Annotated in this window: 21 protein-coding genes; 18 read left to right on the top strand and 3 right to left on the bottom strand. The window is 37.7% G+C overall.

Features of this window, described 5'->3' with window-relative positions; translation table 11 throughout:
* The first annotated feature begins 296 nt into the window (after positions 1 to 296).
* From rnc to gshAB, 5 genes are all read left to right on the top strand, one after another.
* Entirely contained in the window at positions 297 to 983 is a 687-nt protein-coding gene (rnc, locus tag OZ002_RS00545) for a ribonuclease III (RefSeq protein WP_002287896.1), read from the top strand.
* 19 nt (positions 984 to 1,002) lie between these two features.
* The gene (smc, locus tag OZ002_RS00550; RefSeq protein WP_156249202.1) at positions 1,003 to 4,584 is read left to right on the top strand and encodes a chromosome segregation protein SMC; all 3,582 of its coding nucleotides are present in this window, start codon (positions 1,003 to 1,005) and stop codon (positions 4,582 to 4,584) included.
* An 8-nt stretch (positions 4,585 to 4,592) separates the two neighbouring features.
* Complete coding sequence (locus tag OZ002_RS00555) at positions 4,593 to 5,402, top strand: Cof-type HAD-IIB family hydrolase (protein WP_002287898.1); 810 nt, start codon at positions 4,593 to 4,595, stop codon at positions 5,400 to 5,402.
* 11 nt (positions 5,403 to 5,413) lie between these two features.
* The gene (gene ftsY / locus OZ002_RS00560) at positions 5,414 to 6,412 is read left to right on the top strand and encodes a signal recognition particle-docking protein FtsY (protein ID WP_002287900.1); all 999 of its coding nucleotides are present in this window, start codon (positions 5,414 to 5,416) and stop codon (positions 6,410 to 6,412) included.
* Between the two features lie 186 nt (positions 6,413 to 6,598).
* Entirely contained in the window at positions 6,599 to 8,866 is a 2,268-nt protein-coding gene (gene gshAB, locus OZ002_RS00565; RefSeq protein WP_156249203.1) for a bifunctional glutamate--cysteine ligase GshA/glutathione synthetase GshB, read from the top strand.
* 88 nt (positions 8,867 to 8,954) lie between these two features.
* Here the strand turns inward: gshAB and OZ002_RS00570 are convergent, their stop codons facing one another.
* Positions 8,955 to 9,407, bottom strand: coding sequence for a YueI family protein (locus OZ002_RS00570; RefSeq protein WP_002287902.1), 453 nt, complete (start codon positions 9,405 to 9,407; stop codon positions 8,955 to 8,957).
* Positions 9,408 to 9,556: 149 nt separating this feature from the next.
* Here OZ002_RS00570 and OZ002_RS00575 point away from each other — a divergent pair, with 149 nt between their 5' ends.
* Genes OZ002_RS00575 through OZ002_RS00590 form a run of 4 tightly spaced genes read left to right on the top strand, consistent with a single transcriptional unit; the run spans position 9,557 to position 13,187 of the window.
* Positions 9,557 to 10,507, top strand: coding sequence for an ABC transporter permease (locus tag OZ002_RS00575; protein WP_156249204.1), 951 nt, complete (start codon positions 9,557 to 9,559; stop codon positions 10,505 to 10,507).
* Positions 10,500 to 11,459 (top strand): iron chelate uptake ABC transporter family permease subunit, encoded by a 960-nt coding sequence (locus OZ002_RS00580; RefSeq protein ID WP_104856169.1) that lies wholly within the window; start codon positions 10,500 to 10,502, stop codon positions 11,457 to 11,459. The genes OZ002_RS00575 and OZ002_RS00580 overlap by 8 nt, the downstream gene beginning before the upstream one ends.
* Complete coding sequence (locus tag OZ002_RS00585; RefSeq protein WP_156249205.1) at positions 11,456 to 12,211, top strand: iron ABC transporter ATP-binding protein; 756 nt, start codon at positions 11,456 to 11,458, stop codon at positions 12,209 to 12,211. The genes OZ002_RS00580 and OZ002_RS00585 overlap by 4 nt, the downstream gene beginning before the upstream one ends.
* A gap of 22 nt (positions 12,212 to 12,233) precedes the next feature.
* Positions 12,234 to 13,187, top strand: a complete 954-nt coding sequence (locus tag OZ002_RS00590; RefSeq protein WP_104765162.1) for a siderophore ABC transporter substrate-binding protein — start codon at positions 12,234 to 12,236, stop codon at positions 13,185 to 13,187.
* Positions 13,188 to 13,709: 522 nt separating this feature from the next.
* Here the strand turns inward: OZ002_RS00590 and OZ002_RS00595 are convergent.
* Complete coding sequence (locus tag OZ002_RS00595) at positions 13,710 to 14,006, bottom strand: phenylalanyl-tRNA synthetase subunit alpha (RefSeq protein ID WP_002287909.1); 297 nt, start codon at positions 14,004 to 14,006, stop codon at positions 13,710 to 13,712.
* A gap of 355 nt (positions 14,007 to 14,361) precedes the next feature.
* Between OZ002_RS00595 and OZ002_RS00600 the strand changes: the two genes are divergently transcribed.
* From OZ002_RS00600 to OZ002_RS00625, 6 genes are all read left to right on the top strand, one after another.
* A complete protein-coding gene (locus OZ002_RS00600) occupies positions 14,362 to 14,718 on the top strand; it encodes an iron-sulfur cluster biosynthesis family protein (protein WP_002287910.1) in 357 nt (118 codons plus the stop codon).
* A 9-nt stretch (positions 14,719 to 14,727) separates the two neighbouring features.
* Complete coding sequence (locus OZ002_RS00605; protein WP_156249206.1) at positions 14,728 to 15,627, top strand: metallophosphoesterase; 900 nt, start codon at positions 14,728 to 14,730, stop codon at positions 15,625 to 15,627.
* A 518-nt stretch (positions 15,628 to 16,145) separates the two neighbouring features.
* Positions 16,146 to 16,874 carry a WxL domain-containing protein gene (locus OZ002_RS00610; protein ID WP_002325942.1) on the top strand — a complete coding sequence of 243 codons (729 nt, stop codon included), beginning with the start codon at positions 16,146 to 16,148 and terminating at the stop codon, positions 16,872 to 16,874.
* A gap of 144 nt (positions 16,875 to 17,018) precedes the next feature.
* A complete protein-coding gene (locus OZ002_RS00615) occupies positions 17,019 to 19,046 on the top strand; it encodes a lectin-like domain-containing protein (protein ID WP_156249207.1) in 2,028 nt (675 codons plus the stop codon).
* A gap of 107 nt (positions 19,047 to 19,153) precedes the next feature.
* Positions 19,154 to 20,251, top strand: a complete 1,098-nt coding sequence (locus OZ002_RS00620; protein WP_002311353.1) for a DUF916 and DUF3324 domain-containing protein — start codon at positions 19,154 to 19,156, stop codon at positions 20,249 to 20,251.
* 306 nt (positions 20,252 to 20,557) lie between these two features.
* The gene (locus OZ002_RS00625) at positions 20,558 to 22,027 is read left to right on the top strand and encodes a helix-turn-helix domain-containing protein (RefSeq protein ID WP_156249209.1); all 1,470 of its coding nucleotides are present in this window, start codon (positions 20,558 to 20,560) and stop codon (positions 22,025 to 22,027) included.
* A 92-nt stretch (positions 22,028 to 22,119) separates the two neighbouring features.
* Here the strand turns inward: OZ002_RS00625 and OZ002_RS00630 are convergent, their stop codons facing one another.
* Positions 22,120 to 22,854 (bottom strand): MIP/aquaporin family protein, encoded by a 735-nt coding sequence (locus tag OZ002_RS00630; RefSeq protein WP_002290500.1) that lies wholly within the window; start codon positions 22,852 to 22,854, stop codon positions 22,120 to 22,122.
* A gap of 325 nt (positions 22,855 to 23,179) precedes the next feature.
* Here OZ002_RS00630 and OZ002_RS00635 point away from each other — a divergent pair, with 325 nt between their 5' ends.
* From OZ002_RS00635 to OZ002_RS00645, 3 genes are read left to right on the top strand one after another with little or no spacing between them, the layout of a single operon-like run.
* Positions 23,180 to 23,590: a CidA/LrgA family protein gene (locus OZ002_RS00635; protein ID WP_002294274.1), complete on the top strand. Its 411-nt coding sequence runs from the start codon at positions 23,180 to 23,182 to the stop codon at positions 23,588 to 23,590.
* Positions 23,583 to 24,284, top strand: coding sequence for an LrgB family protein (locus tag OZ002_RS00640; protein ID WP_002307343.1), 702 nt, complete (start codon positions 23,583 to 23,585; stop codon positions 24,282 to 24,284). The genes OZ002_RS00635 and OZ002_RS00640 overlap by 8 nt, the downstream gene beginning before the upstream one ends.
* Complete coding sequence (locus OZ002_RS00645; protein ID WP_002332009.1) at positions 24,284 to 25,867, top strand: helix-turn-helix domain-containing protein; 1,584 nt, start codon at positions 24,284 to 24,286, stop codon at positions 25,865 to 25,867. The genes OZ002_RS00640 and OZ002_RS00645 overlap by 1 nt, the downstream gene beginning before the upstream one ends.
* The last annotated feature ends 4 nt before the right edge of the window (positions 25,868 to 25,871 follow it).

The following is a 25,871-nucleotide window of genomic DNA, read 5'->3' on the forward strand; positions in this document are numbered from 1 at the left end:
TTTTCTGTTTATTTCTCTAATATTCAGGTCAAGGCGCTGATTTCATGACTTCTCCAATAAACGGTGTTCAAAGTCCAGTTTCTCGGTATTAAGTCAAATTTATGCAAAAACATGGAAAGCCATTTTTACAAAATTTTTTCTTCATACTCGAAACTAAACGAATTTTTCACAACTTCTCGTCAATCACTAGGATTATTAAAGCTTTACTTACCTTTTGACCGAACCATTTCAAATTTGACAAAAAACCAGTATAATAAGGAAGTATCGAAAAAATATCCATAAAAGGAATGTGGAAAATGGACAACCAGCTGACAAAAGAACTAAAAGAAAACTATAACATCGTTTTTCACGATCTAAATTTGCTTGAACAAGCTTTTACCCATTCATCCTATGTGAATGAGCATCGCAATCTGCAATTATCGGATAATGAGCGACTTGAATTTTTAGGAGATGCCGTTTTAGAACTGATGGTTTCTCAGTATTTATTCCGTTTATATCCTCATTTGCCAGAAGGAAAATTGACAAAAACACGAGCTGCGATCGTTCGCGAAGACAGCTTGTCGAAATTTGCCAAAGAATGTCACTTTGATCAATATGTTCTGTTGGGCAAGGGAGAAGAGAATTCAGGAGGACGTACGCGACCAGCATTGCTTTGCGACCTATTCGAAGCTTTTTTAGGCGCGTTATATCTTGACCAGGGATTCGACACGACCCATGCATTCATCGAAAAAGTGATTTTTCCTAAAGTCAAAGCAGGTGCTTTTTCACATGAGATGGATCATAAAACAAAACTACAAGAAGTCTTGCAAAAATCAGGTGATGTATCAATCGAATACCGATTGATAAATGAAGAAGGTCCAGCTCATGAACGAGTATTTTGGATCGAAGTTTATGTAGATGATCAATTGATTGGCACTGGACAAGGAAAATCGAAAAAATTAGCAGAACAAGCTGCGGCGGAAAATGCATTGGCAGCACTGTAAAAGTAAGTGAGGGAAAGCTTTGTATTTGAAACGAATTGAAATAGCCGGTTTTAAATCATTTGCAGACAAGACAGTCATTGATTTTGAAAACAGCGTCACAGCAGTGGTTGGACCAAATGGCAGCGGAAAAAGCAATATTACAGAGGCTATCCGCTGGGTATTAGGAGAACAATCTGCTAAAAGTCTGCGAGGCGGAAAAATGCCGGATATCATCTTTGCCGGTTCCGATACCCGTAAGCAGCTGAATATTGCAGAAGTCACAGTGATTTTAGACAATAGTGATCATTATCTGCCATTGGAGTACAATGAGATCAGTGTAACCCGCCGTTATCGACGGACTGGGGAAAGCGAGTTTTTCATCAATAAACAAAGCTGCAGATTAAAAGATATCCAAGAATTGTTCTTAGATTCTGGATTAGGAAAAGAATCGTTCTCAATCATTTCTCAAGGAAAAGTAGAAGCGATTTTCAGTAGTAAACCGGAAGACCGTCGTGGGATCTTTGAAGAAGCAGCTGGTGTCTTGAAATACAAGCAGCGGAAAAAGAAAGCAGAACAGAAGCTTTTTGAAACAGAAGACAACCTCAGCCGCGTCCAAGACATCATCCACGAATTGGAAGAACAGTTAACTCCTTTGGCCGCCCAGAGTGAGGCAGCAAAGGAGTTTTTACGGCTAAAAGAAACACTGACTCAAACCGATGTCTCTTTGATGGTTGCCGAAATCAAGACAGCAAAAAAAGATTGGGACAACAAACAAGCACAGCTTGCGAAATTCAATCTAGAATTAGGCAAACTATCTGAGTCGATCCAAGAACAAGAATCCATTTTGGCGAAGCAGCGTAAAGAAAATGCGCAAGCCGACCGTCTGATCGAAAAAAATCAGCAAGTATTATTAGATCTTTCGGAAAAACTGAAGCAGACAGAAGGACAAAAAGATGTTTTGCAGGAGCGGACAAAGCATACACAAAAAAACTCGCAAGAATATCAAACTTCATTAGCAGAAGCACAAAAAAAGGTTAAACATTTTGAAAAGCTTCAAGAAAGCTTGATGAAAGAAGCAGCAGAAAAAGAAACAGAGATCCAAAAAGCTGAAGCAAATCTCATAAAAACACAGCAAGAATTAGAAAAATACCAAAAATCAACGAAAGAATTATTGGCAGAATTAAGAGATCAATATGTTGATTTGATGCAAGAACAAGCAGCTGTAGGAAACGAACTGAAGTATCTAGAACGTCAATATATACAAGAAACAGCAAAAAGCAAGCAGACGTTAGCCAAGCAATCGGAAGTAGAAGCATCAGTAGATCGATTGATCTTACAAAAAGAAGAATTGACACAAAAGCAGGCGCAGCTAAAATCATCTTTAACTGAAACAAAAGAGAAGTTAGAAATGATCCAACAAAACGGGAAAAAGTTCCAAGAAGCATTAGCAAAAGAACAGCCTAAAATGTATCAATTGATGAATCAAGTCCAGCAGCTGCGTGCTCGTCAGAAAAGCCTTCAAGAAATCCAAGAAAACTATTTTGGTTTTTACCAAGGGGTTCGATTGGTCTTGCAGCATAAACAGCAGCTTTCGGGTATTGTCGGAGCAGTGGCTGAACTGATCGATGTTCCTGCAGATTTCACGTTAGCTATCGAAACAGCTTTAGGTGGGGCAGCCCAGCATGTCATCGTTGAAAATGAAAAAGATGCTCGGCAAGCCATCACGTATTTGAAACAGCAAAGAGGAGGAAGAGCAACATTCCTTCCACTGACGACAATCAAACCAAGACAATTACCGGCTCATATATTGACACAAGCAGCAGCTGTAGAAGGGTTTATAGGGATTGCCAGTGAACAAGTCAGTTATCCCGATCAAATCCAAACTGTGGTTCAAAACCTGCTAGGAACGATCCTTTTAGCCAAAGACTTAACTAGTGCCAATGCAATCGCGCAAACGATCCGCTATCAATATCGAGTGGTTTCCTTAGAAGGTGATGTGATGAATGCCGGAGGATCCATGACAGGTGGAGCGAATAAACGAGGAAACCAAGGCAGTTTGTTTGTACAAAATCAAGAATTGAAACAGTTGACTAGTGAATTTGAAGAAGCAGATAAACAACTCCAAGCACAAGAAAAAAAAGTTCAGGAGCTGCAACAAGAAACAGCTCGTTTAGCCGAAGAACAAGAAGTTTTGCGTACACGAGGCGAACAATTACGTTTTGAAGAACAAGAAGCGACAAATCAGCTGCAAAACATCATAAATGAACTTGAACGTTTTGAAAAAGAAAAGCAAATCTCAACATTTGAGACACGTGAACTGCAGCAGTTTATCGAAGATTACGAAAAGCAAACGAACGAATTGAAAGACAAACAAACAGATCTTGAATCGCAACGACAAAAAATCGACGAAGAAATCAAATCGTTAAGTCAAGAAAGCGACCAGATGGAAGCCAGAAGAGCACAAGTACAAAGTCAAAAAGCACAAGAACAAGCAGATCTTGCTGTCTTGAAAGAGCAGTTTAATCATCTGCAGATCCAGCTCCGCGGTGCCCGAGTCCAAAAAGCAGAGGCAACCGAACGTCAAGAAGCGATAGAAAAGCAGTTGGCGACATTGACAGCAGACTTTTCTGATCATGAAGTCACAGAAGAAAGTTTGGAAAAACAAATTAACGAATTATCTGCTCAGCGAGAAACATTAAAAGCCGAGTTGGCAAAAGCCAAAGAGCAGCGAGATAGAAGGCAAAAGGAGATCGATAAGCTTGAAGCAGTCTTGGCAGAGCGTAATCGTGAGCAAAAAGCACGACTGTCGGAACAATCCAAATTAGAAGTCCAAAAAGACCGAGCTGAAATGATTTTAGATAATCATTTGACCTATCTGCAGTCAGAATATCAGCTGACATTTGAGAAAGCTTCCCAAGACTATCAAGAAACAACCGATATCGAAGACAGTAGAACAAAGGTTTCATCCTTAAAAGAACAGATTGAAAAACTGGGACCAGTAAACTTAAATTCAATCGAACAATACGAACAAGTCAGTGAAAGACATACATTCTTAGCAACACAGCGAGATGATCTGTTAGCAGCGAAAAACCAATTGTTTGAAACGATGGATGAGATGGATGATGAAGTGCGGACAAGATTCAAAGAAGTATTTGAATCTATCCGTCAAGAATTCAAAATTGTCTTTCCAAATATGTTTGGCGGCGGTAAAGCTGAATTAGTACTGACAGAACCAACTGATTTGCTGAAAACAGGTATTGAGATTGAAGTACAACCTCCTGGCAAAAAACTGCAAAGTCTAAGTTTGCTTTCTGGAGGAGAACGAGCACTTACAGCCATCGCGTTGCTCTTTTCCATTATCCGTGTCTGTCCTGTTCCGTTTTGTATCTTAGATGAGGTAGAAGCAGCGTTAGATGAAGCCAATGTGAAACGTTTTGGTCGTTACTTGAGCGATTTCCAAGATGACACACAATTTATCGTAGTCACACACCGCAAAGGAACGATGGTCGCAGCAGATGTACTGTACGGAGTGACGATGCAGGAATCCGGTGTATCAAAAATCGTTTCTGTACGGATGGAAGATATCAATGAAGAGGCGAAAATCAACGAAACGAAAGTGTAGGAACGAAAATGATCAAATTAGTAGCAATCGATTTGGACGGTACATTATTAAATGAACAAAAGCTGATTTCAGATGAGAATAAACAAGCATTAGCACAAGCAAAACAGCAAGGGGTCAAGATCGTTCTATGTACAGGACGCCCCTTAGCTGCGATGGCGCATTATCTGCAAGAATTAGGACTGGTAGATGAAGGTGACTACAGCATCACTTTCAACGGCGGTTTGGTACAAAAAAATGATACTGGTGAAATCATGGAAAAGAAAGTGATGGAAGTATCAGATATCCAACGCTTATACAAACTGGCTCAGCAATTGGATCTGCCACTAGATGTTTTGTCTGACAATGTGGTTTTACAGCTGCCTAGTGCCCCAAGGAAGCAATCCTTGTACAATGTGTTGAATAAGCTGCTGCAATTCCAACCAGCGGATATAAGCGATATTACAGATGAATTTGTGCTTAATAAGGCAGTAATCGCTTATGACCAAGAAGAATTAGATCCTAAAATCAAAGAAATACCAGCAGAATTCCATGAAATGTATGAGATCATCAAAACGAGAAGTATGCTTTTGGAATTTATGCCAAAAGGTGTTACAAAAGCTTATGGTATTTCTTTATTGGCAAAAGATCTTGGTTTGAAACAAGAAGAAATCATGGCAATCGGTGATGAAGAAAATGATTTACCGATGATCCAATACGCTGGACTAGGCGTAGCGATGGAGAATGCTGTGCCTTTCGTCAAAGAAGCAGCAGATTTCGTGACAGCCAGCAATGAAGAAAATGGCGTAGCCAAAGTGATCCAAAAATTTGTATTAGAGTAGGGGGGAGTCAAATGGGATTTTTTGATAAAATCAAGCGTGCTTTTACTGGCGAAGAGAAAACAGAAGAAGTTGAAGTACAGGAGAAGTACGACAAGGGTTTAGAAAAGACGCGTAAAACATTTGGTGAACGGATGAATGAGTTGTTTGCCAATTTTCGAACAGTCGATGAAGACTTTTTTGAAGAATTAGAAGAAACACTTATCGGTGCAGATGTAGGTTTTGAAACAGCGATACGAATCACCGAAGCATTACGTCAAGAAGTGAAACTCAGAAATGCGAAAAAATCGGCAGAAGTCCAAAATGCGATCATCGAGAAACTTGTGGATCTCTATGAAGCGGAAGGAATCAATGAAGTAAATGAACTAAATATCCAAGAAGACGGACTAACAGTTATTTTGTTTGTCGGTGTTAATGGTGTAGGGAAAACAACAAGTATTGGTAAACTTGCCCATCAGTTCAAAAACGAAGGTAAAAAAGTATTGATGGCAGCAGCAGATACCTTCCGCGCTGGAGCAATCGACCAGTTAGTTGTCTGGGGCGAACGCGCTGGTGTTGAAGTTGTTCGTGGCAATGCAGGCGGCGATCCAGCAGCTGTCGTATTCGATGCTTTGGAAAGAGCAAAGACAGAGCAGGCAGATGTTTTACTAGTTGATACTGCAGGCCGACTGCAAAATAAAGTGAACTTGATGAACGAATTAGAAAAAATAAAACGAGTAATCCAGCGGGAATTACCAGAAGCACCCCAAGAAACACTTCTTGTACTAGATGCAACAACTGGTCAAAACGCGATGGTTCAAGCAAAACAATTCAAAGAAACAACAGATGTGACCGGTCTTGTTTTGACAAAATTAGATGGTACAGCAAAGGGCGGTATCGTACTTGCTATCCGTAACGAATTGCATTTACCAGTGAAATTGGTCGGTCTTGGTGAAGGAATCGATGACTTGGAGCCGTTTGATCCAAATGATTTTGTCGTTGGATTGTTCAAAGGATTACTAAAAGAAGAATAACCGATGTCTAAAAAGCAGGAGCTGTGACAAAAGTTGCAGCTCCTTGTTTGAATGATTGTTTTTAACATAGCTGTGTTTTTGATGCCTTCATTTTTATACTTATTTGTAAGCGGTTCTCAAACAATTTCGTTCTTTTTCTTAGACTTTTTGATTATAATTAGATTCATATGAATTGGAGGTCACTTAATGATGAATTTTAAGCAATTATTATTGCATGTCAATGCGCGCCCTTTTATCGACCAAGCTCGATTTGGTATAGAACGGGAAGGACAGCGGGTTGATCTTGCAGGAAATCTAGCAAAAACCGATCATCCAGCAATCTTTGGCGATCGATCCTATCACCCCTATATCCAAACAGATTTTAGCGAAACACAAACAGAGATGATCACCCCTGTTACCGATTCTATTCCCGAATTATTTCAGTATCTCGCTGCTGTTTATGATGTGACTGCTCGTTCTATACCGAAAGAAGAGATGATCTGGCCATTAAGTATGCCACCTTCCTTACCGGAAAAAGACGAAGAGATCATTATTGCAAAATTAAAAAATTTCGAAGATGTCTTGTATCGACGTTATTTAGCAAAAGAATACGGGAAGCGAAAACAGATGGTAAGCGGTATTCATTTCAATTTTGAATTTGGCGATGAGTTGCTAAGAACATTGTTCAGCCATCAGGAAGAATTTCAAGATTTTTCCGAATTCAAAACAGAACTTTATTTGAAAACAGCGAGAAACTTTATGCGCTATCGCTGGATGATCACTTATTTATTCGGTGCTTCACCAATGAGTGAGAAGAACTATTTTTTAGATGAATCACATCCGCAAGAACCTGTTCGCAGTATTCGCAACAGTGCGCTGGGCTATACGAATCATCCAAATGTGAAAGTTTCCTATGCTTCTATGAAACAGTATTTAGCAGATATCGAGCGAATGATCGAAGAAGGGAAACTTTCGGAGGAGAAAGAATTTTATACACCGCTTCGTTTCCGAGGCGGAAAGAAAGTCGCAGATTTAGCAACAACAGGTGTTCGTTATATTGAATTGCGGAATATCGATTTGAATCCTTATGCAAGATTGGGTATCAATCCAGAGCAAGTTCGGTTCTTACAATTATTCCTGATGTACATGTTATGGACAGAAGAAAAAGAAGACTGCGACCAATGGGTAGCAGAAGGTACGACTCGAAATAACAAAGTAGCACTAGAACAACCATCAGATCAAACAGAATTTCATCAAGAAGGTAGAGAAATTCTTGAAGGGATGAAGCAAATGCTGGTTGAATTGGATTGGTTGGATTCTCTTTATTTAGTAGAGGAAGCATTGACTCAAATGGATCATCCTGAACAAACGTTAGCAGCGAAACTCTATCAAGAAGCACAGCTATCGAGTCAGCAAGAAGTTGCTGTGGCATTGGGACATCAATATTATAAAGAAAGCCATGAACGTCCCTATCAGTTGGCCGGTTTTCGCGAAATGGAACTTTCTACTCAGATATTTATGTTCGATGCCATCCAAAAAGGTGTCCAAGTCAAAGTATTAGATGAGTCGGATCAATTTTTGCGTCTGCAATTCCAAGACCATGTAGAATATGTGAAAAATGCAAACATGACAAGTAAGGACAGCTATATCGTCCCACTTATCATGGAAAACAAAACAGTAACGAAAAAAGTCTTAAAAGAAGCTGGGTTCCGGGTACCAGGAGGCGCAGAATTTTCATCCATGGAAGAAGCGGTAAAAGCTTATCCGAGATTTGCCGAGCAGGCATTTGTGATCAAACCTAAATCAACCAATTACGGGTTAGGTATCACGATTTTCAAGGAAGGAGCTAGTCTGGAAGATTATCAAGCAGGTTTAGCCATTGCTTTTCGTGAAGACAGTTCGGTTTTAGTAGAAGAATTTATGCCGGGAACGGAATATCGTTTCTTTGTGATCGACGGAGAAGTCCAAGCCATCATGTTGCGAGTCCCTGCTAATGTTATTGGTGACGGTATCCGAACAGTGAAAGAACTTGTTGAAGAAAAAAATAGTGACCCTTTGCGTGGAACGAATCATCGTGCACCTTTAGAATTGATCCAATTAGGTGAATTAGAACAATTGATGTTGAAAGAACAAGGGTTGACGATCGAATCAGTTCCCCAAGCCAATCAAATTGTTTATCTAAGGGAGAACTCAAATATCAGTACAGGTGGTGATTCGATCGATATGACTGATGAATTTTCTGAAGCTTACAAAAAAATCGCCGTTTCTGCGGTAGAAGCACTAGGAGCTAAGATTAGTGGTATCGATTTGATTATACCAGATAAAGAAATCGATCCTACAACTGATAAAAAAGCATATGGGATCATCGAAGCAAATTTCAATCCAGCGATGCATATGCATGTTTATCCTTTTGCAGGAAAAGGCAGAAGATTGACGATGAATGTATTGAAATTGTTATATCCTGAAGTATTTTAAAAGAAAAAGCTTTTGACAGATTGTCCTATTTGATGTCAATCTGATCAAAAGCTTTTTTTGCATGTAAAAATTTATGTGTTTTTTCGTTTTAAAATAAACGATCCCAGAAGCTTTTTTTCTTTTTTGGTTTTTCTTTTTCAGCTGGCGAAGAGTTTTCTTCTGGGTATTTTTTTTCGATATCAATCACAGGTTCATTTACTGCTTCTTTTGCTGTTAAGAGCAATCCGAATTCCTCAGGATTTGCAGTGACGTAATCGTTGACTACAGTGAAACGGCTATTGTTTTTCGTTGCTAGCTGGATATATTGGTTTTGGACAGAAAGGGGTAGAGCCCCATTCAAGAGTATGGAAGCATCTGGATGTTTTTTGAGTTCTTTTAAAAAGTTTTCTTTGTTTTTTGGTTGGATCATTTCAGCAACAGTCATACTAAGATAGCAGCGTTCCCTGAATGTCCCTAAATATTTATGCTGTTCTTCAGGGTTCACTAAAGGTGTACCATAAAGTCCCTTATCCAAATGGCTTTTTACATCATCTTGTGCCATAAAAAATACCCTCCTTCTTCTCTTTGTCTTTCTTACGATTATAGCATATTCCCAATAATACCTAAAACATATGAAAAAGCGGTTGCTTTTGTTCAACGATTCACTTAAAATAAGAATGAAAATCATTCTCAATTAGAAAGGTGGATTGGATGCGCTACGGACGACTAGTAGCATTATTAGTTATTTTAAGTAGTATTTCATTGTTCATCGGAGTATCGAATGTACAATTGTCAGAACTGCTCCAGTTAGATGGGCAAAGCTTACAAATCTTGCTAGCGACTCGTTTGCCACGAACGATTTGTTTGATCCTTGTGGGAGCGACCAGTAGTATTTGTGGGTTGATCATGCAACATTTGACCCAAAATAAATTTGTTTCACCAACGACTGCGGGCACGATGGATAGTGCGCGTTTAGGTATTTTAGTGGCTATGATTTTCCTACCTGGTGCATCCTTGATTGTCCGATCCTTGACAGCATTTTGCTTTGCTTTTGCAGGAACATTGCTTTTTTTATCCCTTACGCGATTGTTCCCCCAGAAAAATCAATTGATGCTTCCGTTGAGTGGGGTCATGTTAGGGAATATCATTGGTTCAGTTGCTACTTTTTTTGCTTATCAATTCCAGTTGGTACAAAATATGACTTCATGGCTTCAAGGGAACTTTGCAACTGTGATACGAGGAAATTATGAGTTATTGTATGCTGTTGTTCCATTGTTGCTCTTGGTTTGGCTATTTGCTTACCGATTTACGATCATTGGTCTGGGCGAATCGTTTGCAGTAAATTTGGGAATAGATTACCAGAAGATGCAGTTTTTAGGCATTGGCTTAGTATCATTGGCTAGTGCAGTCATGTTGATCATGGTAGGAAGCATTCCTTTTATCGGAGTGATCATTCCGAATCTTGTCTCTAGAATATATGGAGATCAAGTGCACAAAACAATTGGCGTAACTGCTTTAGCAGGTAGTTTGTTCTTAGTATTTTGCGATCTTGTCGCTCGCGTGTTGATTTTTCCTTATGAAATACCAGTCAGTGTGATCGTTGGAATCATCGGTGGGGCTATCTTCCTTTATCTTCTGATAAGGGGGCGACGATATGCTTAAAAAAAAGCCATCTATTTTTATTGGTATGCTTGTTCTTGTTTTATTTGTTACAGGAATGTACTTGACGATCCATACATATGGAAACTGGCATTTTGCATGGGCATTGAGGAGTAAGAAAATTTTTGCATTTATCCTTGTCTCGCTAGCTGTCAGCAGTGCCACAATCAGCTTTCAGACAATTACGCATAACCAGTTTTTGACTCCTTCAGTATTGGGACTTGAGTCGTTATATGTCCTTGTCCAAACGGTCCTTTTCTTCTTTATCGGAGGAGTGACGATGCTTCAGCAGACAGGTACAGGTTTTTTCTTATTGAACGTTGGGCTGATGGTCGGGCTGAGTCTGTTGTTATTTTTCTTTCTTTTGAAAAAAATGAGAGCGAATCTTTTTTTATTACTGATGTCAGGGATGATTTTAGGTACGCTTTTTGGTAGTGTCAGTACCTTTTTACAAGTCATCATGGATCCGAATGAATATGATTTGCTTCAAGGCAGATTATTTGCAAGCTTTGGCAATATCCAGAGTCAGTATCTTTTGCCTGCTTCTTTGATCATTATCGGCTGCTGGTACCTGTTATTTCGATATCGACATGCGCTAGACGTTTTCCATCTCGGAAATGAACAAGCAGTAAACCTCGGGATAGACACAGATCGTTTTGAATTTTTGATTTTATGTTGTGTCAGTCTTTTGACAGGGACATCAACGGCTCTTGTGGGTCCAGTTACTTTTTTAGGGTTTATTGTCGCAAATATCAGTTACCGTGTCTTTTCTACTTATCGTCATGGTCAGCTATTTATCGGAAGCTTTCTGGTAGCTATGCTGTTTCTGACAGGAGGGCAGCTCGCAGTAGAGCAGATTTTCGGCTGGAATACAACAGTGAGTGTCGTCGTTGAATTTGTCGGAGGAATTTATTTTGTCACAAAATTGATTCGCGAAAGGAAGAGTATCCTATGATTGATTTACAAAAGGTCAATAAACTGTACCATGGAAAATCAGTGGTTAAAGATGTACAGTTAACGATTCCTGAAAAGAAGTTGACTGCTTTTATCGGTCCAAATGGTGCTGGAAAGTCAACGGTGTTGTCGATGATCAGTCGTTTGATACCAAAAGATACAGGTGAAATCTATTTAGACCATAACGAAGTAAAGGCTTGGAAATCCAATGAATTAGCCAAAAAATTATCGATCCTACGACAATCGAATGAAATAAATGTCCAAATCACCGTGAAAGAATTAGTAGAATTTGGACGATTTCCTTATACGAAAGGAAAATTGACGACAAAAGACGAGGAAATCGTTCAGGAATCACTGGAACACCTTGGGTTAGAAGAAATAGCGGATCAATCGATTGACACTCTTTCAGGCGGTCAACTCCAACGTGCGTATATTGCAATGGTACTAGCGCAAGACACGGATTATATTTTACTGGATGAACCTTTGAACAATCTAGATATGAATTTTGCGGTTCAAATCATGCAGATTTTAAAAAATTTAGTACAAAAAATCGGAAAAACGATTGTTATTGTTCTTCATGATATCAACTTTGCTGCAAGTTATGCAGACGAAATTATTGCAATGAAAGATGGGAAGTTATTCACGCAAGGAACGACCCAAGAAATGATAAAAAAAGATGTATTGGATGAATTGTACGAAATGGACATACGGATTTGTGAGATTGAAGGCCGCAGATTCTGTCTTTATTTCTAAAACTAACATTAGGAGAGAAGAGATGAAAAAATTAGTAGTAGGTATCTTGATTCTAGCATCATTTGGTTTAGCAGCATGTGGAAATAGTAACAATACCAGTCAGGCAGACACAAAGAAAAGCAGTACGCAAGCTGAAACGGCATTAACGATAAAAGACAGTAATGGAGACCAAATCGAGGTGCCAAATAATCCAGAAAAAGTCGTCGTATTCGACAATGGTTCTTTAGATACGATGGATGCTCTTGGTGTTGGAGATAAGGTAGTTGGAGCAGCTACAAGCAGCCTTCCTGAGTATCTTTCATCCTATAAAAAAGTAGAATCTGCAGGTGGAATAAAAGAACCAGACTTAGAAAAAATTAATCAGCTTCAGCCAGATCTAATCATCATTTCTGGCCGACAAAGAGATTTTCAAAAAGATCTAAGTCAAATCGCTCCGACTATTTTCCTTTCTTTAGATGCGAAAAAGCCATGGGAATCTTTCCAGCAAAATGTCACTACTTTAGGGGAGATCTTTGGCAAGCAAGAAGAAGCCAAAACTCAATTAGAGGAATTATCTAGTGCAATCGATCAGACGAAAAAGAAAGCAGAAGCGTCTGATAAAAAAGCACTAGTCACACTTGTGAATGAAGGGCAATTGTCAGCCTACGGATCTGGTTCTAGATTCGGTTTCATCCATGATTTATTTGGCTTTGAACAAGCAGATGATCAAATCGAAGCATCCACTCACGGTCAAAGTGTTTCTTATGAATATGTGCTAGAAAAAAATCCGGATATCTTATTTGTGGTAGACCGAACAAAAGCTATTGGTGGAGACGACAGCAAAGATGATATTTCTGCCAATGAACTGGTAGCACAAACGAATGCTGGTAAAAATCAGCAGATCATCTCCCTTGAACCAGATGTCTGGTATTTAAGCGGGGGCGGTTTAGAATCAATGAAACTGATGATCGAAGATGTGAATCAAGCATTTAAATAGCATAAATAACAGAGGATTAAACTCTCATACTATGTAACAATAATGTTTCTTACATTCTTAAATAGCAAGAGCCTATCCTAAAAGAAGTTATCAAAAACCATCCGTAAAATCGTATTGATGATTTTACGGATGGTTTTTATTTATTTGGGAAATCTTTTTTCAACGTGAATTCATTCTCTACATCATACGGGTTGATTCTAGAATGGGGAGTGGCAAAAAATAGTGTGATCCATTTTTTCAGCATCAAGATCGCCTCCTTTGATTTGAATCAAAGGTACAAAGCGAAACTTAGATAAAACTTAAATTTAGATATTTTTATTTTGTACCGATCTCTTCTTTAAACGATGTTCCATCTGCTGCTTCTCGGCAATAAGTCCACTAGACTAGAAAATATGAGAAGCTATTTTCTGTCCAGCGTTCTTATTACTCAAAGCAAATCGCAGTTGTCACAATCTCTTCTAAACGATGTTCAATCAGCTGACCTTCGGTATTAGCTCAAAGCACTGATTTCACAACCTCTATTTAGGCATGTGTCTCAGCAAGTGGTTGATAGTTGATGATCTGCATTTTTCGATAAAAATCGGCGGGAAGCTTACTCCACCGTTTTAATAATTGATAGAAATAACTTTCTTCTGCTTTGATTTTATACTCGCTTAATATCAATCCAAAACTATTCGTTTTTTTTGAAGCTAATTTTTTATAAATATCCAATGCTTTGGTTTTATCTTCATTGACAAATAGTGTTTTTACTTCAATATAAGAACCCTCGATATTTTGTGTTTCTTCGATAAAATAGATGTTTTTTATATATTCCTTCATAGTGATTCCTCCAAAGAAGTCTTTTTATTTGATAAGTTTACTCTACCGAAGAGTTGTTAATAATCCGTGAACAAAAAGTAATTCTTTTTCCAATAGTTGTTAAAGATTTTTTATTTTTTATAGTATTTTTTGTTATTTAAGAAAGGAATAAGGTTAAACAAATAACAGGTTGCTTTTTGGGTCTTTTTCCGTTCAAGAAACTGAACGAAGAAAAGGGAAAGTTGTCTCTTTTGTGATAAGAGAAATCATAATAAACGAATGACTTACTTTCCAATAAATTGAGAACAGTCAGAACCAGACAAATTAGTTGCATCTGATGAATAAAGTGATTATTCTATGACATGAGGTGATACAGATGAAATTAGAAGTGACAAAAGAAGCACAAGAAGTATTGAAGAATAAATTAGAAGCAGACGATCAACTTTTATTAGATATCGAAAACGGTGACGGTCCATTTGCAGAAAGCCAAGTCAGTTGCCAATTGGACACGGCATTTCGATTGATCATTGTCAAAAAAGATACACAAACAGATCTAAGTCTTTATTCTGTAGTGGCTGATACACCAGTTGGACCAATCAAAATCAAAGACAGTGCAATACTTTACATGGATGATCCATCCACACTTGCTTTAGAACCAACTTATAATAGTTTACAATTAAAAGGACCAAGCGGCTTGAGAAAAGGCAACTTGCAAGTTGTTCGAAAAGACTAGAGGGATAAAATGGGAAAATTGGCGATCATCAGCGACCTACATGTGGACATCAATAAATTCGGCGAATCAGAGCTGATGCAGCTTTGGCAAGTTTTGCAAAAGCACAAGATCACTCGGCTTCATCTAGCCGGAGATACGGCTAATAAAGTAGACCGTTGCCTAGCTGTTGTCGAATTTTTCGTCAATAAAGGATTATCTACGACATTTCATTTCGGCAATCACGAGTTGGCAGATGTGCCCAATGAACAGATGATGGACCATTTTCCAGACCCACATTTTTTAAATGAACGGTATATTGCTTTAAATGAGCAGACCGTTCTTTTAGGGATGAATGGCTGGTACGACTATCAGTTTTCCGAATTGAAAGATTACGAGGCAATCGTACGAATGAAGCGTTTGTATTGGTATGATCGGTTCATCCAGCGTGGGAAAACAGATCTCGAGGTCAATGCAGAAATGCTTGCAGCTGCAAAAAATTTGCTAGACCAGCTGGAAGCAAAAAAACTTGAGGTGATTTTATCCACTCATTTCGTTCCTAAACGGGCATTTATCATGTATCAATCTGCTCCTTATGAGCGTTGGAACAAATTAAATGCATTTTTAGGATCAGAATCATTCGGAGAATTACTTGACCGTTATTCAAATATCAAACAAGTAGTTTTTGGCCATACGCATCGTCGCTTTGAAGATAAATCCATCGGTCACACGATTTACAGCTGCAGACCTTTTGGTTATTATTATGAATGGCAGCTGACCCGAGATTTTGTCTTGAAAGAACAGCTGTTAGATAGCTATGAACCCATGAAATTACGTGTCCTCTTGCGTGCCCATCACCCAGCTTTTCAGGTCTATCAAACACAACATTTGCAAGAGGAATTTGAACAGGCGATGACAATCGTTCCGTATTGAGACAGCATTAGTAATGTGTAAAAGAAAATACCTTGTAAAACATAAGGATAAGTAAGAGCAGTAGATCCATTTATCGTGGATATGCTGCTTTTTTTGTGGAAAATAATCAGCGAATGTTTATTTGATCGGATGATTTGTAACTCGCGGAGTACTAGATGCAAGCGTTTATTCTTTTTTTGAACGATAATCACAAAAAAAATATAATATACATTTTTTATTTAATTATAATTAATATTGATTGAAGTCTAGGCAGTCAAGTCACATTTTGATAGATAGGAGGGGGACTTACGAATTATTTTAAAGGCTATGACAGCTGTATTTCTAGATTGTGTTTGCATCAAGTTGCAATAAAAACTAGAAAACAAATCGGGCTGATAATCATTTATAACTAATCGATACATAGGACCAAATATAGGTCTATGTTCTTTTATTTCATAAGTATCGTAAAACAGAATTTTGCTATGGATTAATCCAATCGACTGATATGTTTAGTAAATAAAGAAAGAGGAATGTCAATGATGAAAAAAGAAATCGTATTAACAGCAACAACGATGTTATTCAGCATGGTAGCAAGTACGACTTTTGTTTCTGCAACTGAAGTATACCCAAAGGAATATAACACAGAAGGAACGATTACATTTGAAGCAGGAGATGAGGGTGTAACTCCTCCTGTTGATCCAGAGAATCCTGATCCCAATAAACCTGTCGATCCATCAGATCCTCCAAGCCCTGGAACAGGAGGGGCATTATCGATTGATTATGGATCAAAATTCAAATTTGGGACTCAAAAAATTTCTACTGCGGATAAAACGTATTATGCAGCTGCTGATGTGATGAACGATGGGTCTAGAAAACCGACATATGTCCAAGTGACAGATAGGAGAGGTACCTTATCTGGGTGGAAATTAAGTGTCTCTCAACCAGAACAGTTTAAAACTGCCAGTGGGGATGAACTAGTTGGAGCACAGCTGAAATTTACGAAAGGGCAGGCTGTTTCTTTGGTTGATCCAACATATACGCCGCAAACGGTGAATTCTGAATTAACGTTGACACCGGGAGGAAACAATACGTTAGCAATTAATGCTAAATCAGGAACAGGTGTGGGGACTTGGGTCTATCGATTTGGTGCAAATGAAAATGAAAATCAAGATGCGGTACAGCTTTCGGTACCCGGTAAATCTGTCAAGTTAGCGCAACAATATTCCACTAAATTAGTTTGGACATTAGAAGATACACCTAACAACTAGTTTACTGAAAAGAACTGTTAAAAATAAATACGTAGTCATATTGTCTTGCGAGGTAATCGAGCAAAAATTGTCAAAGGCTAGGCTAAATTTGTTTGGATACGAATAGTTCATCTAGGAATTTAACGATCAGGAGGAAAAGATATATTGGAAAAGAGGAGGATCGTGCTCATTTTAAGCAGTCTCTTAGTGACTAATATCTTTCCGATCATAGGGTACTCTTTGGAATTGAATCAGTTGGAGCATGGAAATAGAAGAGACGAAGAAAGCAAACTCACTTCGACATTCGACAGTTTAATAGAATCCAACCAGACACAAGAAAGCAGTGAGGATTTAAGTATTTCGAGTAGTGGAGAGACCACTGACAACGTAGAAGCTGAGGGTTCGGATAAACAAGGACTGGAAGATGCACCAATTTCTGCGGTTGAGCTGCCTGACGATCCCAATATTATTTCTATCGATAAAATTTTTCAAACACCTATCGGTACTAGCACGTCCATATTGGAAAATGGGAAGTTACTGCAGTTGAACCCAGCAGAAAGGTCTCAAAGAGGTGCTATTTGGTCAAATAAGAAGATTAGTTTACTCTCGGATTTTACATTTAAATCTTATTTATACTTAGGAAATCAACGAGATAGAGCGGGAGATGGCATGACCTTTACATTGACTGGCGATCCTAGAATGGCTAGTAATCCCAGTCAAGTTATTGGATCGCCAGGTATGGGAATTGGCTCATATTCTACTCGTTCTGGCCAACCTTACATTGCGAATGCGCTCTCGATTGAGTTTGATACGTATAAAAATAGTGGTTCTTCTGATCGAATGGATCGAGAGATAACTGCTGATAATAGAGGGCATGGACATGTCGCTTTTGTCACGCCTAAACCAAATAATAATAATTATTCTGGAGAGCATACTGGCGTGACGGTAGCTCCTACATTTCTTTCTAATGGCACATGGCGCTTGTTAATAATTAAATGGGACGCGGAGCAAAGAAGTCTTACTTATGATTTGGAAGGTGTCGGTCGCTCTTCTCGGATTATACCTGATCTCATTAGGCAGTTCGGTTCTACAGAAGTAAATTGGGGGTTTACTTCTTCAACAGGTACTTTTTTTCAAGAAAATGCTGTCGCTGTCACGCGACTTCCATCGAATGTCACATCAACAGCTGATGTAAAAGTCAACGATAGTGATTATGGGGCCATCGCTGAAGCTGGAGGAAACGATAAGATAACTATCAGAAATACATTGAAGGTCGAGGGGGATTTTCTTGAATATAAGAAAATGCAGACTAGTATCGACCTCCCACAAGAATTAACTATTCCCGAGCATATCTTGATCAATGGAAATCAAATTGATGCCAAAGATATCTTGATAACCGGAAATCGAGTCACGCTAAATCTGACAGATTATTTTATTGCTGGAGATACGTTAATAATCGAATTGGAGACAACTTTGCAGGAAGTAATTCCTGAAAAAGTACTCACTATGCATTTTGAATACCTTGAAAACGAGAATTTGATTGAGCAATCGAATGAAATAAACCTAAAGATCGCAAAGCTGAAGGAGATAGATATCCATGTTTATTATAAAGATAAAGACAGTCAGATTGATATTGCTGAAATGAAAACAATCACTGGGAAAATAGGAGAGAAGTATAAAGAAACTCCTATTGATATTGAAGGGTATGTCTTTGACTCGGATTCAGCGAATACAGAAGGCATCTTCTCCGAAAATACAGAGGATATCTATTTTTATTACAGAAAAGGCAAACTTTATCTCTCAACTGCTCCTCAATATGTCAATTTTGGAAAACATAAAATATCCAGTAGACCATTAAGTGAATTCGGACAGTTTTCAGGTGGGTTGAAAATTATAGATGAACGGGCTTTTGGAAGTTGGAAATTACAATTGAAACAAGAGAAAGTTCTTACAAATGGAGATTTTGAGCTTCCAGAAGCTCTTTCCTTTGTTACCTCTGAAAATACAACGGTTATAGGGACATCCGCTGTTACGATTTTCGAAAGTGATCAAAAGGGTGAAAGCGATTTGTCCTCTCTTTTAGATTCTACAGCTCATCGTGGAATCAGAATAGATATTCCTGTAGAAAACCAAAGAATCGGAACCTTTGAGGGGAAACTATCTTGGATACTTGCAGATGTCCCAGGAAATTAACAGGAAGAGAAGAATATAACAAAATTATTGAGTTTCAAGAAGGGCACAGGTACCATAGGCTCTTGTGTCCCACAGAAACAAGATTTTGTTATAGTCTTCTCTTACATATGATTAAAGGAGCGATTTTCTTGAGACCAAAACAACAATTATTTATAACACTCCTAGTTATTTTAGGGGCACTTTTTAACAATATATCAGTGTCAGCTAGTGCATTTAATTTTTCAGTGACGCCGATAACTTCAGAGAATCAAATCGACAAGAGAAAAACTTACTTCGATCTTCAACTTGATCCGGATCAGGAAGTAGAAGTAAAAGCGGAATTGAGAAATGATACAGAAAAAGAAGTGAAAATCGATATTTCTGTGAATAGCGCAACCACCAATTCAAATGTGATGGTTGAATACGGAAAAAACGAGATTGAAAAAGACATGAGCCTGATCTTTGATCTGGTAGATTATGTGAGCTATCCACAGATAGTGACGCTAAAACCTAAAAGTGTCCAAACCGTTGCTTTTCATGTCAGGATGCCGAATGAGCGATTTGATGGTGTATTGGCTGGTGGGATCACATTCCAAGAAATCCAGACGGAAAAGGACCAAACAGAAACTAAGGATCAAAGCTTATCGATTGAGAATGAATACACCTATATTATTGCTTTGTTGATGCAACAGACACTGAACGAAGTTGCTCCGAACCTTACTCTTCATGAAGTTAAACCAGATCAAATCAATGCAAGAAATGTCATCTTAGCAAACGTTCAAAATGATCAAAAAACCTATATCAATCAAGTAGTTATTGAAACAAAAATTACAAAAAAAGGACATTCTGAAGTTTTATATCAAGAGGAAAAAGAAGGATTGCAGATTGCGCCGAATACAAACTTTTCTTTTCCAACAGCTTTGAATGGTCAACCGCTAACCCCAGGTGAATATCACCTTACAATGACTGTTTTAGGAAATGAAAATGAAAATGGAAAATTTTCGAGAAAAAAAGGAAATACTACGATCAACTATACCAATCAATGGGTATTTGAAAAAGATTTTACAATAGACGGAAAAGTAGCCAAGGAATTGAACACGACGGATGTTACGATTAAAAAAGACAATAATTGGATTTATATCTTAGTAGCTTCACTTTTCTTATTGTTTATTTTATTATGCATACTTTTGTTTGTTTTGAGAAAAAAAGAAGAGAAAGAAAAGTAAGGTTAAGATAACAAATAGTAAATTTTTATTATTGTAGGATGGTTGGGCTCTTTTTATAATAATATAAAATATACCATTTTATTAATAAAAATGCATACTAGTAAATGATATAATTCTTATAACAGGTTTGATCGCGAGAAAGGCCAAATAAAACGCTCTCCAAAATGTTAAAAAAAAGACAGGACGATGTATATTATACAAGCAAGAATCGCTGACAACAGTGACTCGAATCCAGGAAATCAGTTTTATCCCCAGCTAGTTGGTGAATGCATGGAAAGTAATATACGTAGAAAGAGCTGATGACTAATGAATTATGAGTTTTTTTTAAGCAAAGAAGATCACAGAAGTTATTCATTACTTAAATATTTAGAAGCAAGCTCAAATTTATCAGAGTCAATATCGAATGTTCAAGAAGAGTTGTCGCTATCGACATTTCTCTTGAAAAAAACGATCGATAAGCTGAAACATGATTTACAAAAGTTCGATCTAGAGAAAAATTTGCGAGTAACCGTCAGTGAATTGGATATATGTCTGGAAATTAATGGAAAATGTTCTAGCAAAGCTCTGTTATCTCGTTATATAACGGATTCTTTATCTATGAAAATGGTATTGGCTTTCTTTCAGGAAAAATATATCTCAGTAGAAAATTTTGCTAAACAGCATCACGTGAGTTATTCTGTGGCTTATAAAGTATTACAAAGACTAAAAAGAAATCTAAAAAAATATCAAATTTTTTTTGAAAAGAGAAAGTTGACAGGGAATCCTAAAAACATTCGGCTTTTTTTATATAATCTTTTTAACTCAACAGAGATAAGTTTTGTGGAATTGTATACGCTACCTATAATTATAAAAACAGAAAAAATGTTAAAAGATTTAAAACAGTATTATCCTCTGTCTGCTTATGAAAAAAAGAAATTATTCCACTTTTTAGCAATCAACCTGTTGGCTGAACAAGCTGGTTCTTTAGATATTGCTAGCAATCAGTCGCTATTTTTTTCGGATATAGGATTTTACCACTTAAAAGGAGTATTAGGAGAAAAATCCGTTATTTTTATCAATAAGACACTCTCTTGGCTTTATCTTCATGATAAATTGGATCAAAAATACTTGAGAAAAAATGAAGATGAAACAATCGAATGGTTGAATGAACTATTCATTGAAAGTTTTGAAAATCAGTTTAATCTGTTGCGAGAAGAGACGAGCCAATTGATCCGAAGAGAGTTAACCAAAATACATTTTAAACTTTTGCATTACACTATTAATAAAGCTGATGAATTTCCACTTGATGTTTCTTTTTTTAGAGAAAACTATCCAGCATTTTATTGCTATTTGATAGAGTATATAAATGATCTAACGTCAAAACGCAAAGAGTTGCTTCAAGATAAATTTTTTCTTTTTTTCAGTTATTTATTATTATTGATCAATCACATACCCATTCAACTGATTTCTGAACCAGTAAAGATCATCATCGATTTTTCTTATGGTGCTGCCTATAATCAATTTATCAAGAAAAATTTAAGCTTGTACATTAATCTGAACACGGAAGTGATAGAGGCAGGAAAGCCTGAGTTCCCGGATGTTATAATCACGAATAGGAATAATCTATATGAAGAAAGTGCATCTCAAGTAGTGGTTTGGCTCGATCCGCCAAGAGCAGTAGACTGGGGGAATCTTACAAAGATTTTGTTGACTATCCAAGAAGAGAAATACAAAGACAGCAAAATTGACAAGCAAATAGACGATTTTCCTGAAGAAATCATCGACAGGATCGAATAGTGAACTTCTTTTAGAAAGTCCGACTGCTTTTTCTAAAAATAAAAAAACTTGGTACGCAATCGCTGTACCAAGTTTTTTTATTTAGCTTTTGATTAAGCCATAAATAATAATTTATATAAGAATACTGCTACGACACCAGCACAGATAGGTGCTACAACTGGTACCCATGCATATCCCCATTGAGAAGAACCTTTATGTTTCAATGGAAGAAGTGCGTGTACAAGACGTGGAGCAAAGTCGCGGGCTGGGTTTAGTCCAGGACCTGTAGGACCACCAAGTGAAGCAACTAATGTCCATACAAGGAAACCAAGTGCTAAGTGAGCTGTACCAAGATTATCTTGGAAGAATGGTGCTTTTGTAATACCTAGGGCACCAAAGAATAAAACGAATGAACCAAAGAATTCATTGACGAAACCATTGAATTTAGAACCAACGCTGTTGATTGTTGAGAATGTACCTAACACATGGTTTACGTCTTCTGTTTGGTCGTAGTAAGGTTTGTAACAAGCTACTACGATCAATTGTCCAATCGCTGCACCAATCAATTGTGCAATGATATAAGGAACAACTTCAGCCCAAGGGAATAGACCATTAGATGCTAAAGCAATTGTAAATGCTGGGTTGATGTGGTTACCGCTGATTCCACCAAAAATCATTGCTGGCATCATAACCCCGAATCCATACCCGACAGCAATCAGCATCCAGTCACTGCCATATCCTTTTGTACCTTTTAAATCTACGTTTGCTACAGCACCGTTACCTAGAACGATTAGTAATGCTGTACCAATCATTTCCGCCGCAAGACGGGTCATTAGTGAGTAATCCATAAATACCTCCAAAAGTTATAAAAATGCAAAAAAAAAGAAACATCAACACGAAAAGCATCGGTGCAGTGTTTCGTGTCGGAAGGATTTCTGCAGTCTTAACAAATGTGAATAAAAAAATGAATTCCATTACTTATAAGAAACCAGACCAACAGTAAAACTCCAACTCTTTTTAAAAGTTCTCCACAAATCACCAAGCTTAACTATAAATATACCAAAAAAAAAACGTTTTTTTTCTCAAAAATTGTATCTTAGAAACAGCATGTTTTGAAACTTTCAGAAAAGGTTTGTTAGTAAAATGAAAGCTATACGTAAGGAGTGTTGTTTGATGAAATTTTTTCAAGAGTTTTTCATTATTATTTTCTTTTCTGTATTAGGAGAAGGCATACGGATTTTTGCTCATTTACCTATTCCTGGAAGTATCTTAGGTATTCTTTTTTTATTTTTAGCATTTGAAATGCATCTTGTTGATCCTGAAAAAATCGGAGCAACTGGTGATTTTTTATTGAATAATCTAGCTATTTTATTTGTTCCTGCTGGTGTAGGTTTATTGGAATATTTTGATGATATTGCTTCGATATGGCCTGTTTTACTGGGAGCAGTCGTCGTGTGTTCCATCGTCACGATGGTTGCAGCGGGAAAAACGGCAGAAGGTGTAGAAGCTTTGCTGGGCTATGTCCGTAAGAAAAAAGCAGGAAGGGTATCTGTAAACGAAATGGAGGAAAATCAAATTGACTGAGTTTTTTGTGAATCCACTATTTGGCTTAAGTTTGACTTTAGGAGTGTATGTATTATCTGATAAATTTTTGCGGAAATATAAACTGCCTGTTTTGAATCCTCTCGTATTATCGATTGTTGTTATTATCTTATTTTTGCATTTTTCTGGGATCAGCTATAAAGACTATAATATCGGGGGCAATTTTTTGACTATGCTGATTACTCCTGCGACAGTGGCACTTGCCATCCCTCTTTATAAAAACTTCCGTTTACTGAAAGAGAATTTTTATCCTGTAATGGCTGCGATTTTAGCAGGAATAGTCGCAAATTGCTTGGTTAGTGTAGGGTTCGGTTACTTCTTCTCTCTTCATAAAGAGATGGTGATCTCATTACTACCTAAATCTGTAACGACGGCTATTTCTGTCGATTTATCTCATACGATGGGCGGGGTGAATGCCGTGACACTTGCTATTGTTGTCTCTACAGGTATTTTTGGTTCGCTGATCGCCACTCATATTTTCCGCCTATTCAAGATCGAAAGTCCAGTTGCTCGCGGTGTGGCGTTAGGAAGTACTTCTCATGCTATCGGTACAGCAAAAGCAATCGAGATTGGCGAAGTAGAAGGGATCATTTCAGGGCTTGCGATATGCGTAAATGGGATATTGACCGTTTTGTTGCTGCCGTTATTCTTTCAGCCTTTTGCTGGCTTGTTTTGATGCGAAAACCACTATTTTATGCTACAATAACCAAAACGTTCGAGCATAAAAAAGGAGGGAAAGACGTGTATTTGTCTTCCGAGTATCTTAAACAATTTGATAAAGATCTATATTATAAGATTCTCCTCCTAGAAAGTTTTGAGGATCAAGCTTGGCATACCGCTGCACAATTAGCGCAAGTTGTTCAGCTGGATGCCCGCAGCGTGTCGAAATACCTGAACGAGCTGTCTAAAAACTATCAGCAGTTTAGCGGTAAGACACACCCTTTGTTTACAAAAAATCACCGTTCTGGTTATAACTTTTATGATACGCTCGATTCAATTGAACATGAGCGTTTTTTGATCTATCTCGTGCAAAGTACGCTGAAATTCCAGTTGCTGCACGACATTTTTTTTGAAGAATTCCATACAATGTACCAATTTGCGCAAAAGCATTACATTAGTGAATCTACTGCTCATCGAAAAATCAATGAATGGAAACAGCAACTGCAAACTTACGGAATTCGGCTGCAACGAGGTACATATATCGCTCAAGGCGAAGAAGAAATCATTCGACTTTACTTGCATATGACATTCTGGCAGTTGTTTCGAGGGAAAATCTGGCCATTTGAAACGATTTCTCAAATGGACGTAAAGAATATGGCAGAACATATCATGGCTTTTTTTAATGTTCGTCTGAACGAGATCAAAAAAAGACGATTGGAATATATGCTAGGTGCCTTTTTTTTAAGAAAATCACAGAAGCATTATGTTGTATTGAATGAGAAAAAAAGACGGCTGATTTCTGACAATCTGTTGTTCCAGCGATTTTGCCAAGTCATGGAGCCGGTATTTCCTAATTATTTTCAAGTAGAAGACGAGTTAGGCGCATTATTTCTTGTACTGATGACTCGTGAAGAATATTATAGTGATCCTAAGATACGGAAGAAAATTTTTGATTTTCATCAACAAGCAAAAACACCGCCCTTTACAGCCCTTTCAGAAGCAAAAGCCGCTCTTTCTCTTTATCAGGAAGAGCAGGGGCTGCCAGCAGAAAATCTAACCTTCGAGGCAGAAAACTATTTATTCAGCAGTCATTTTTTCGCCTATCTTTTTCCTAATGCGAAAGAAACGATTGATGGCAATAGTAGTGATTTTATTAATCATTTAGTTATTGAAAACAAGGAATTGAAACAATGGCTCGTACATTTTTTTGAAAGTAGACACAAACATCCCAATCATCTGGCATTTAAAAATCATGCGTTTTTGATGGGTCGGTATCTGACTGTGTTTAAAACATTAGGAGCCTTTACTCCACAGCTTCCAAAGATCACGATCCTTTTAATGACAGATTTCCCATTATTTGAAGAGCAACTGTTAGAGGAGGGATTACGGACATTTTTCCGTAATGAGTATCAGCTGATTTTTCTGCCAACAGATTATCGGGGGAGAGAAGTTGATCTTCTGATTTCGACAAGTAAAGTCCACCGCAAACCATGGGCGGATCTTGACTATTTTATTGTGACTGAAGAACTAAAATTAATTGATTACATCCAACTATCTCAAAAATTTGAAATGATTCAAAAAAAACTATTAAAACAATAACAAA

It is taken from the genome of Enterococcus sp. E4-150 (genome assembly GCF_035726465.1).
GTDB classification, from domain to species: domain Bacteria; phylum Bacillota; class Bacilli; order Lactobacillales; family Enterococcaceae; genus Enterococcus_B; species Enterococcus_B faecium.